Here is a 12,253-nt window from a genome sequence, read left to right as displayed (position 1 = left end):
ACGACACCCTTAATCCTTTCTCAATAGCTGCAGGACCGTCTCGGTATCCAGATCGTCCACAAGCACTCTGTCCAGTAAATCTTCATAAAATGAGTGCTCTACAAATTGCTCATTTGAAAAATTATCGACGTCATACCAGGTGGTCACTTGGTCTTTAGGCAGCCAATACCGCTGCTGTTCGAAAGGATAACCAGGCAACACAACCCGATTAGGCCGTGCGCCTCCGTAGAGCAAATTCCAGTTAAACTTAACGCCTTTAACAAACCGCTCCGCCACCCTATTGGCATTGTCCAAAGTGAGCAGTTCTGGCAGTGCCTCGTTGGACATTTTCTCGGTTTTCGAGCCCTTGATATGCCCGGTAAAGATGGACACGTGGTTTAACTCATTGGCCCCGGTCGAGAAGTCTGCATCGGACAGTGCGGCCTCACTTTCAATAAACCGCGTGAGTTTGTTCAGGCCATCCGCGCTATCCATGGCCACAATCGACAAACGGTAAGACAGCTCGGCACGCCCAACCTGGAGGGTGTAAGCCACCTCCTCAATCTGCTCGGGATGACTGGACAGGTGCTGGCGTAAATTGATCGCTTGCGAGACCAGCCCACGGCGAGTTTTCGCCGACAGCACCAGAACCACCTCGTGCCCGGAAAACGCCCGGTGCGCACGAGCAGTCGTCCGATTGCTTTCATAACGGCGCAGAACGACGCTGGCAATCGAGCCGCCAAATCCGAAACTGCTGACCGCCGCGAAAATCCCCTGATCACTGGCCTTCAAGCTGGACTGGCGTTCGTTGATCACGAAGCGGCTGTCATGCAGTTCGATATAGGGGTTCAACGGTGAGCAGTGAAGATTGGCGGGCACCGTCCGCTCGCTGAGTACTTTCACCGCTTTGATCAGGCCGGCCACGCCTGCGGCTGACTCCAGATGCCCGATATTGCTTTTCAGCGCGCCGAGATAAATCGGCAAACCATGCGTTTCCGTCACCGCCTGTTTCAGCGCATTGACCTCTACAGGATCGCCAAGCTCGGTGCCAGTACCATGAGCCTCAACATATTGCAGTTGGCTCAAGTCGATCTTTTTAAGGGTTGTACGCAACAGCTCAGCCTGGCTCTTGGCATTCGGCGCCGTCAGCGACTTGGCCCGGCCGCCATGCTGATGCGCACTGCTTTCAATCACGGCCAGGATGTTGTCGCCGTCTTTCTGCGCCAGCGAAAGCGGCTTCAGGATGACCACGCCCACACCCTCGCCTCGAACATAACCATTGGCATTGCGCGAGAAGGTGTTGCAACGCCCATCCAGGCTCAACATGCCTGCATGGTCAGGCTCGGCGAAGCCCTGGATGTCGAGTAACAGATTGACCCCACCGGCGATGGCAAAGGACGCCGAGCCGGAACGCAGGCTTTCACAGGCATTATGGATAGCGACCAGTGAACTGGAACACGCGGTGTCAATCGACTCACTCGGGCCGTGGATGTCCAGGAAGAACGACACACGGTTCGCCAGCATGGCGTGAGAGTTGCCCGTGGCGATGTAACCGTCCAGCTCCTGGTCTTTTTGCAGCAATGCCCGGTAGTCATTGTTGCTGACCCCGATAAATACCCCGGTGTCAGAAGGCAACTGGCTGGGGTCATAAGCGGCGTTTTCAACGGCGTGCCAGACCACCTCCAGGACTTGGCGTTGCTGTGGGTCCATGAACTCCGCTTCAACCCGCGAAATATTGAAAAACGCCGCATCAAACCCGTCTACCTTATCCAGGTAGCCACCCTTTTTGACGCATGCCACACCGGCGAACGCCGCTTGGGTGTCCTGGTTGTAACGCTGGTAGGGGAAGTCTTGAATGCTGTCTTGGTTATTGAGCAGGTTCGACCACAACGCTTCAACCGACGCGGCCCCCGGGAATCGTCCGGCCATACCAATGACCGCGATGGATTCATGAGGGTCCGGCAGACGGTGATTCCGCTCGGCCTCTGGTTTCTCGACGCGAGAAACCGGCGTTGCAGCCTGGTTCACTGCAGAGGCGCTGTTCTGTGGCGCCTCTTCACTGGTGCCGCTGACGCCTTGATCCTTGAGGTAAAAACACAATGCCTCAATATTTTCGCAGTCAAAGAAAACGGCCGGGGTGATTCTGGCGCCCAGCGTCTCGTTAACTTCTTTGCTCAACTGGGTTAAGCCGATGGAGTCAAAGCCGAACTCGTAGAAGCTGGTTCTTGCGTCCACTTCGGATTCATCAAACTTCAAAAGCTTAGCGACGATGGCAGACACGGCTTTGCCGAGACCGTCGGACTCCGTGCCAGCGGCGGCGACTGGTCGCGGAGACTCGGCAGTCTCGTGGCGGAAAACGGGTTGGCTGCGGAAGCTGGCCGTCTCAATGGTCTTGGCGGCACGCGGTTCAATGGCTTGGCTATTGGCGATATACACATCGTCCAAGAGGGACAACAAAGTGCCATTCTTGTCAGCCAACGCAATCGTTCCGCGCAACGCTTGCCCCGACGATTCGAGGGAGAACAGCAGGCTGCTGACCTTCGACACAGACGCTAAATCCAGCTGGACATTGCAGGCGCAAAGCGCGTAGTCGCTCCAATGGTCCAGTCCTTGGCGCAAGGCGATGTAGAGGACGGCTTGTTGCAACGCCGAACCGAGTTCGGATAAAAACGTCGTGTTGCGGGCAAAGTGATTGTGTCGATAATCAGTATCTTTCAAGTGCACGCGATAGCGCTGTTCACCGATCAACTGCAGCTCGCTGATAGCATTGACGTAATCGCCAAAAACGATTTTGTGCTCTTCCAGCGCTTTGCTGACCTGTGCACCGGAAAGGCTTTCCCGAACGGTCGCATTCGCAAACGCGGGAAAAGGCTGCTGGAGAACCCTGCGTCCATCGCCAGCTTGCACGGCAAATTCGACCCGTGCACACAGTTGATGCGGCGTCGACGCATCCGCTGTGGAAGAGATGTAAACGTCAGAAAATTGCCCCGTTTGATCATTCAATGCCACCGCATAACACAGCTGCGAAGGCACAACAGGGGTAGGCGCCAGCAACTCCCAACGCACAGAGGTGTAGCCGCTTTGCGGATCAGCCTGCTTCATCACTGCAATCGCCGCATCGAGCAGGCTGAACGTGATTAACTGCGGCTGTTTCTTGACCCGGTAAAGGTAGTCGAGGATTTCAATCTCGATCAAATCAGCGGAGTAACGGATGCCGCTCAGGTCGGAGGTGTTGTCACGGACCAGCGGGTGATATTTGTTGCGGTTGCCCAGAGGATCAATAACGCTTGGGGCGTCTTCCAGAACCTCAAACCAGCAGCGTTTCTTCTCGAACTGATAAGCCGGAATGCGTACTTTGATCATCGCACCCAGGGCCGCTTGGTCATTCAAGCCATGCAAGGCAAACCAGTCCACGGTCGAGCCATTGGTCCAGTACTCGGCCAATGTCTCAAGCTCAGCGCTCTCGATAGCCTGACTCAGTTCCCTCCTGGAGAACTCCTTGGTCGCACCCGACGCACTGTCCACGAAGCGCACGGAACGGTTGCTGGAAAGACCACCCAGCCAGCTATCAATCGACCCAATGACCTCATTGACGCTGTCTGCGCAGAATGCCAGGCGGCATTTCATCTGGTTCTTGGCCACTTGCAGGGTGTAGGCTAGCGAGGCGGGCGATACATCACGGTGGTCTTTCAGGTAGCTTGAAAAACCCTGCAGGTTCCTGACCAGCGAATCACGATTGGTCGCCGAAAATACAAACAGCTGTTGCTGGGTCTGGCGCGGGCTGCGGCTGGTCGTCCGAGGGTCGACATACTCCTCCAAAATCATGTGCGAGTTCATCCCTCCAGCACCGATGGAGGTGATCGATGCTCGACGCGGTAAGACCAGGTTGCTTTCGGAACGAGGAGCTGGCCACGACTGCAGTTCTTTATGCACATAAAACGGTGAGTCTTCGAAACGAATATTGCTGTTGAGCGTATCCGCACCCAGCGACGGCACGATCTGCTGGTGCTTGAACTGCAGTAAGATCTTCGAGATGCCGGCGATACCAGCGGCCGCGAGAAGGTGGGCAACGTTCGACTTGATCGAGCCAATCGGACAGAACTGCTTCTTATCGGTGTATTTTCGGAAGGCCTGGGTAGCGCCTTTTATTTCGACCGGGTCGCCCAGTTCGGTACCCGAACCATGGCCTTCGAAGTAACCAATGGTTTGCGGGTCAATTTGCGCATCTTCAATCGCTTTTTCTATCGCCAGAGCCTGCATATGCGGCTGCGGAACGGTGAAACCATTGCGTACGCCAGCATTGGACAGGGCCGTTCCCTTGATAATGCCCCAGATGTTGTCGCCATCACGCTTGGCATCTGCCAGGGTTTTCAGGACCACGGCACCCACGCCTTCGCCCAAAATAGTGCCATCGGCGCCAATCCCATAGCTTCTGATGACATCTGAGGTTTTGGTGGTGAAATGTTCCTGGGAACTGGAGATCAGGTTGTAAGGGTGCAGGAGCAAGTTCATGCCCCCCGCCACGACTATTTTCGACTCACCAGACCGCAGCATTTGCACAGCCACATGAATGCAGGTCGATGTCGCCGAGCACATGGTGTCGACAAACAAGGACGGGCCGGTGAACCCATAAAAATACGACAGCATGTTCGGGATCGTGCCGGTGTAGCTGCCGCTGGCAGAACCGCCCCGCGTGAGGTTGTTTTGGAAACCATACAAGTTGTAGTGGTTGCTCATGGTACCCGCGACAACACCCACGTCGCCTTTATACAGCTGTTGCAACGACTCTTTTGAATAGCCTGAATCTTCCAGGGCCTCGACGCCCACTTCGAGGAACAGCCGGACTTCCGGTGACATCTTCTCGGCTTCGAGTTGAGAAATCTGAAAGTAACGCGGATCAAACTTGTCTATGTCGTCGAGGAAGCCACCGGTCTTGATCGTCGACTTACCCCACACATCGCGTTCTTTGTAGTAAATAGCGTCGTGCTTCCAGCGATCCGCCGGGATCTTCTCGAACGCATGCTGGCCACTTTTCAACAACTCCCAGAGTTCATCCATGTTTCTCGATTTAGGATAACGTCCGGACAGACCGATGATCGCAATATCATGCTGATCACGGTCATCGGCGGCGACCTGACTGGCGACAGGTACTGCTTCAATTTGCTTGTTGATCGACGGTGCCGGTGCGGCAGCCGCCTCTTCAGCGACTTGTTTGTCTTTAGAAGGCGTGTCTGTATGAGCTGCGACCTCGACGACAGGCGCTCTGCCCTCCAGGTACAGGCTCTTTAGTTTTTCGCTGTATTCATCCATCAGATAATCGGCCACTTCATTGATCGTGAAGTATTCGAAAAACAGCGTTTTTGATAACTGACCGAATTGCCCCTCGAGTTGACGGATCATTTCTACGGCCATAATCGAGTCAAAGCCGTACTCTTCGATTTTCTGATCGCCTCGGATCGTCTTGGCGTCGCGTTCAATGACGATAGCCAACTTGCCCTTCAGATAGTCCTGGGCATATTGAAACAGGGCCTCATTATCGACGTCATCACCGCTCTTCGAGGGATCAGGACTCTCCTGACTGCCCCCCTCAGGCACAACGCTGCGCTGGTTAAGGCCTGCGATGTAAGCGTGGATTTTCTCCTGGTTGCCGTACGTGACGAGGATCGGAGAATCATCGGTGGTGGTCAGCGCATAACGCAACGCGTGCATCGCTTCATGGGTGGGAAGCGGCTCCATGCCGGTTGTTTCATGCACCGATGCTAAGGTGCCGGCGTCCATTTTCATGCCACCTTCTTGCCAAAGCGGCCAATTAATGGCGATCGTCTGCCCGGTCCCCTCCCCCTCGCGCACCCGTTGATTGCGATCAATCGCGAAGGCATCCAAAAAGGCGTTGGCTGCGGCATAGTCACTTTGGCCAGCATTGCCAAACGTGCTCGCCACCGAAGAGAACAGCACGAACTTGCCTAATGGCAGACGCTTGATCGCCTGATCGATAGCCAGCGTCCCATCGAGCTTTGGCGACAGCACTGGCAGCGAATCCTTGACCTCTTTACGCAAGATGAAGTTATCGGCAATGTGGCCAGCGGCATGGAATATGACATCAACGCTGTGATGAGTATTCTTCAGTGCAGCGACGAAATTCTCGACCTCAACGACATCGGTAATATCGAGTGGCTGATAATCGACCTTGCCACCCCGTGCTTGTATTTCACTTTTCAAGGCAGAGAAAACAGCCTGCTGCTCGGCGGCGGTTTTGCGCCCGGTCAAGTAGAGCGTGCACCCCGGAAAATCCGCTGCGAGCTGCCTGGAAATCAGTTGACCAATACCCCCCAGCCCGCCGGTTATCCAGAACACCGGCTGTTCATTAAGCACCGGAATTTTTCCCTGAACAGGCCTTACGGGTTGCGCTGTAATCCGTTCTATCCGACGCAGGCCTTGCGCATCATGACGTACGCTAAATGCTCCGTCGGCGATGAGAAACTCACGGGCGATGATCGATCCGGAATCGACCAGCGGAGAGTTTTCTATCGATACAAAGCGGCCCTGGATCCGTGGGTTTTCATTGTGCGCGACCCGCAGCAGCGCAGTCAGGCTGGAGCGGATCACATCCGGCAGTGTCGAGGAGGCGCAGACCAAAAGGTGTTGAATAGTTTTAGGCTTGGTTTCCAGGAGTTTCTTAATGTATGAAAACACGTGGGAGTACGCTTCAATCGTCTGTGCGCTGCTCACTGCCTCAGGGGAAGACAGCGCCATCGACTGGAACGTGCAGGACGTTTGCGCAGACACCTGATTACGATAATTGGCGATCCAGCGATCATCCTGAATCGTACTGCCCACATAAAGGGCAAGCACGTGATTAGCACGATCTGCGGGCGCTGTTGAGCTTATTGGCGGCTGTTGATGATCTGTACTGTCAACAACCCACTGTTTCGAAAAATAGAGATTCTGGCTACTCGGTTCATTCGAGCCACTGTTGTTCTTGCTGGTCATTTGCTCACCCACGGGACTGCGCAATAAGAACATCGTAAAGTTTTTCGCCGACGCTACCTGTTCGCCTTGTTCGGTAAAAATATTCAGATCAAAGGTCAACGAGGCTTTAGTGCCGGCAAATCGATTTTTCTCACGGATACGAGCCCAGACGGTCGTGGGGAAAATCTGATAGACCGATAAACTGTCGAGTGAAAAAGGAACATAGGGATAACGTGAGGCGTTATTGGACAACGCCGTCGCAATACCGGCCTGCAATACCGAGTCGAGAATTGCCGGGTGGGCAGAGAATGATTGTTGACTCCCAGCGATTGAAACCTTTACCCAGACTTCATCCACGCCGACATGGATTTGCTCGACACCCTGCAGCCTCGGGCCATGGTAAATACCTGTGCTCTGAAGGTATTGATAGCATTGATCGCGGTGAATTTCCTTGAATGACGACATGTCCGGCAGGTCAATACGATCGGCTACCGTTGAACCCGGCTGATACTCGCCTTGCACATGAACACGAACGTTATCTTTAGCCTGCCCTTCGATATTTTTGGGATGGGTATAAAAACGAAAGCCTTTGCCTGGCGGCCCAGAGGCAGCGTTTGCATCAGCCTGCTTACTGTCGAAGTCGAGGTAAATCGACTTTCTGATATCGACGTCGTCGTCGGACAGTTCGATGGCAAATGGCGATAACCAAAATACGTTTGAGAAGTCGACATTGATCATTTTATCGGCACGGGGAATCGTCGATAAAATCATTTCCAGATAGTGCACACCCGGCAATATAGATTGGTTATTAACCGTGTGATCTTCCAGGAAGAAGGCTTTACTCGACAGCGTAAATTCGACTGTACCCGGCTGTTTTGGCTTGGCCACATCAGCGTTCTTTTTGGGGAACCAGTAAGCCGTGCGCTCAAATGAATAAAGCGGCAAGCGGACTTTCGCGGGGATCAGGCTAGCGTCGAGATAAAGGTCATTCCAATCGACGGCAACCCCAAAAACCCAGTACTGGGCCAGGCTGAGCATATCGTGATTGGACATCCAGTTTTCAGTCAGTGACGCTCGATTTTCTTCGGCGTAACTCCTAAGTTTCTTGCCTTCTCCGGCATCGTAAGAGTTACCTACAAATGTGTGCTCGGCAGCAGCGCGTGTATCTATAAAGCTCCGAATCGCCAGTTTCAGTTCGTCGATAGACTCAACCACAAAGCACACGCGTTCTGTGAGCGCGTCGCGCTGGCACTGTAATGCATGGGCAATGCCGGGCAGGTCAGAAGGGTTGTCCTCCAGAAACGCCAGCAGGCGCTGGGCATACGCCACCAACGACTCACTTGACTTGGCCGACACAGGGATCGCAAACACGGGATGGTTATGAGCGACTGCACGGGCTGACAACTGCGCGGTTTCAGGAATGAACTCCTGGATCACCGCATGGGCATTGCTGCCACCAAATCCAAATGAACTGATACCGGCGATGCGCCCTGTCGAGCCCTCCGCAGGACTCGCCCAAGGCTGATGCTTGTCGACAATATAAAAAGGCGTATCTGTCAGTTCTATCTTGGGGTTGATGCTTTTAAAGTTCAGGTTTCCGGGCAGTTCTTTATTCTTTAACGCGGCTAAAATCTTGATAATCCCGGCAACACCCGCTGCACCTTCCAGGTGTCCAATATTTGTTTTAACCGAGCCAATACCGCAGTAGTTCTTCCTGGACTGCGGGTCATCGACAGCGTGGCTCGCCTGAGCGAAGGCTTTCTTAAGCCCATGGATCTCGATAGGGTCACCCAACGGCGTGCCGGTGCCATGGGTTTCGATATAGCTAACATCGCGAACATCAATATTACTGCGTCGATAAAGCTCTGCGATCAGGTCCGCTTGCGCCTGAGGGTTGGTCACGGTCAGTGAGCCGGTTTTACCTCCATGGTTGTTGGCAATACCTCGCACCACGGCGTAGATGTTGTCCCCGTCCTCAATGGCCTTGTCCAACGCTTTGAGCAGCAAAAGCCCGCCGCCCTCACCGCGCACATAACCATTGGCGCGGTCATCGAAGGTATAGCTCTTGCCATCTTTAGAGAGCATTCCATTTTTGGTAAAGGCGATAAAATGCTGCGGGCTCCAGATTAAATTCACCCCCCCGGCCAAGGCCAGCTCACACTCGCCGGACTTGATGGCATTGACCGCTAACGCCAACGACACCAGCGAGCTTGAACAGGCGGTATCAATGCTGATACTGGGGCCTTTGAGGTCAAAGTAATAAGAGATCCGGTTGGATAAAATCGAGTACGCCGTTCCCGTCGGAAAGTAAGGATCAATCGGCGTGTGATTCAGCGCCAACAGCTCAGCGTAATCCCAGTGACACACCCCCATAAAAACGCCGGTGTTCGTCCCTTTCACGCTGGATGGGCATATCCCTGCGTCTTCAAAGGCGTGCCAGGCCATTTCCATGGCAATACGTTGCTGGGGGTCCATGAACTTGCTTTCACGGGGCGAAATCCCGAAGAAATTGGCATCGAAGCACTCGATATCGTCGACGAACCCGCCCCAAATACTCGATGTTTTATCGCCGCCGGTTTTAGGATCACCGTAAAGCTCAGCCTTCGACCAACGCTTTTCATTCACCTCACTAATCAGGGACTTTCCAGCTTTAAGCTTGCTCCAGAAAGCATCAATAGAGTCTGATTCAGGCAGGCGAAGGCCGACCCCGACAATAGCGACCTGGGTGCTATCTAGGTCAGTTTTTGTGCTTGACATAAACGTTGTCCCTTTGGTTTCTAGTGCCTTGCGTCTACGGCTTGAACCAACAACTTATCCACCCGGCAAGGATTGATATAAGCCGCGCCCTGACGTTTGACAAACCATTTATCCAGCTCGATCAAGGACATCAGATAGACAAACGCCTGGTTGTCTCTGACTGTTATGTCTTCACCGCCGGCAAGGGTTCGTTCGACCACTTTTTTGATCAGTGCTTTTGCAAACACCGGATTAATCAGCTCGATGGCGTCCAGCGCATTGGACTCGCAAAGATGATTGAGATAATCGAGGGCGTGTTCGACAAACGGCCCGCTGTCCGGCGCACGATATGGTGTTTTGGCTTTATGAATGATACGGTCCGGCAGAATTCCATCGTAGGCCATGCGCAGCATGTACTTTTCAGTAAAGCCATCGTCAAAACGCAAATTGATGGAAGAGGCGAGTTTCTGCACATTGATGTCGAGGAATGGACAGCGGTTTTCAATACCATGAGCAAGGCCCATACGCTCGCCCTGGCTACTGAGGAGATACCCGGAAAGCAAGGTATTGAACTCCAGCCACTGGGCTTTTTGCGTTGGGCTTAACGCGCTGTACACCGAGTCTTTCGCCACCCATGCCTGAATGCCAGCAAATGGATCATTCTTGGTTTTCAGCAACCGACTGGCAAAGCGCCCATTTTGAAAACGTATTTCGTGGGAGAACAACCCAGGGATTTTTTCTTTCGCATAAGCGTTATAGAAACCCATCAAGTTCGAGTCATTGTCTTCACTGAAGCTTTTCATGTAAGGATACAACTTGGCCAGCAAGCGTTTCTTCTCATCGTGATCAGTGGTGTCCCACTGGGAGCGCAACAGAGTCTCTTTAAAGATGTTGTAGCCCAGAAAGACTTCATCCGCTCCCTCTCCGCTCAGAATCGCTTTGATACCGGTCGAGCGAACATGCTTGGACAACATGTACATCGGCACGGGCGCGGTACGAAACAACGGCATTTCAGCATGGAAAACCGTCGCCGAGAAATTATCAACAATGTCTTTATGGTTAATAATCAGCCGTTCATGCTTGGTCGAGAACAACGCAGAGACGAGTTGTTGATCACTCGACTCATCCAGGTTCTTATCTTCAAACTCCACAGAAAACGTGCGCAGCGGCTTTTGCTTGATGATCCTTGCCGCAATACTGGTCAACACGGAGGAGTCAACACCACCACTGAGGTACAGCCCCATAGGCACGTCACTGCGCAGTCTGAGCTTGACCGCCTGCTCAAGAGTGTTGCGGATCTCTTCCTTGGCTTCATTTTCAGTGCCATCAAAATCCACAGCGCGAAAATCCAGGGCGTAGTAGGGCCGGATCTCACACTGAGCCCCTCGCAAGGTCATGATGGACCCAGGTGGCAGCTGACGAATGCCCTGAAACGGGGTTTGCGATGGCAGGGGTGTCCAATGGGCGAGGATTGAGGACAAGGACATTTCGTCAAACTTGAACTCAAACCCTGGAAAGCCAAAAAAGCACTTCATCTCTGAAGCAAAAAGATAACCACCGTCGGTTTGCGTATAAAACAGCGGGCGCTTACCAAAGCGATCGCGCGCTATAAATACTTCATCTTTAACCGTATCATAAATGGCGAAGGCGAAAGCGCCATTAAATTTTTCCAGGGCCTCATCACCCCACTCCATCCAGCTGCGCAACACCACTTCGGTGTCGGACTCAGTGGAAAAATGGTGTCCCAAGACCTGCAATCGACGCCTTAGCTCGATGTAGTTATACAGTTCACCGTTGTATGAAATCCAATACTGACCTGTGCTATCGCTGAGGGGTTGAATACCTGCCGCAAGGTCAATAATACTTAAACGCATGGTGCCGAGGCCCATGGAATTATTGACATAATACCCTGCCTGGTCGGGGCCTCGATGTTCAATCATTGAAAGCATATTTTTTATGACGGTGGTTTCATCGAGATTTTTATTTTTAACACCAAAGAAGCCAGTTATCCCACACATAAAAATAAACTCACCAAAGTTTAAGTTGGCACCCCACACAGAACTGTAGCGCCCTACCGCCTTAGCGAAGGTCGAAAGTCCCAATCACGGCTTGGAGTTTTTTTGCCAAGGTCAACGCGCACGCGCCACAAACACCGAATAATATTACGGAGAAAAGCATCGACAAACTTTAGCTGCCCTGCCTGACTGACAACAGTATCTGATGGACTGGTGGGCCTCTAAACCGCACCTCGGAACTACCGGGTGGCCGTTGCCCGTTTCTCGACAAACTCTACCATATTCTGGATAGAAACCAGCACATTGCCCATCATATCTTCCTGGGTGAACACAATACCAAACTCCTTCTTCAAGAAAGAAATAAGTTGAATATAACCTACCGAATCGATCAAGCCGAGTTTGATGAGATCATCTTGTTCTGTTATATCCTCATCGAACTCAAATAAGAAATTTTGAGTCAGATAGGATTTGATTTTTTCTTTCATGTATTCACTCTTTCATAGCCATTGCACATTCCACCGCAACGGAGGGACTTTTAAACGCACCCTCAACGA

General features: G+C 52.8%; 3 protein-coding genes. All 3 read right to left on the bottom strand.

Annotation, left to right across the window (positions count from 1 at the left end; all coding sequences use genetic code 11):
• Positions 1 to 9: 9 nt before the first annotated feature.
• The 3 genes from JOE34_RS10255 to JOE34_RS10245 all read right to left on the bottom strand — a co-directional run bounded on the left by JOE34_RS10255 (position 10) and on the right by JOE34_RS10245 (position 12,184).
• A complete protein-coding gene (locus JOE34_RS10255) occupies positions 10 to 9,705 on the bottom strand; it encodes an SDR family NAD(P)-dependent oxidoreductase (protein WP_209995682.1) in 9,696 nt (3,231 codons plus the stop codon).
• A 20-nt stretch (positions 9,706 to 9,725) separates the two neighbouring features.
• Complete coding sequence (gene asnB / locus JOE34_RS10250) at positions 9,726 to 11,741, bottom strand: asparagine synthase (glutamine-hydrolyzing) (protein ID WP_229699114.1); 2,016 nt, start codon at positions 11,739 to 11,741, stop codon at positions 9,726 to 9,728.
• Positions 11,742 to 11,938: 197 nt separating this feature from the next.
• Positions 11,939 to 12,184: an acyl carrier protein gene (locus JOE34_RS10245; protein ID WP_003399878.1), complete on the bottom strand. Its 246-nt coding sequence runs from the start codon at positions 12,182 to 12,184 to the stop codon at positions 11,939 to 11,941.
• Between the last annotated feature and the right edge of the window lie 69 nt (positions 12,185 to 12,253).

The organism is Pseudomonas sp. PvP028, assembly GCF_017832255.1.
In the GTDB taxonomy this organism is placed as follows: domain Bacteria; phylum Pseudomonadota; class Gammaproteobacteria; order Pseudomonadales; family Pseudomonadaceae; genus Aquipseudomonas; species Aquipseudomonas syringae.
This window is presented reverse-complemented; position numbering and strand designations above follow the sequence as displayed.

Excerpts from the sequence above, each read along its gene's own strand:
- JOE34_RS10245 (WP_003399878.1), bottom strand. The coding sequence starts at position 12,184 with ATGAAAGAAAAAATCAAATCCTATCTGACTCAAAATTTCTTATTTGAG.
- JOE34_RS10255 (WP_209995682.1), bottom strand. The coding sequence starts at position 9,705 with ATGTCAAGCACAAAAACTGACCTAGATAGCACCCAGGTCGCTATTGTC.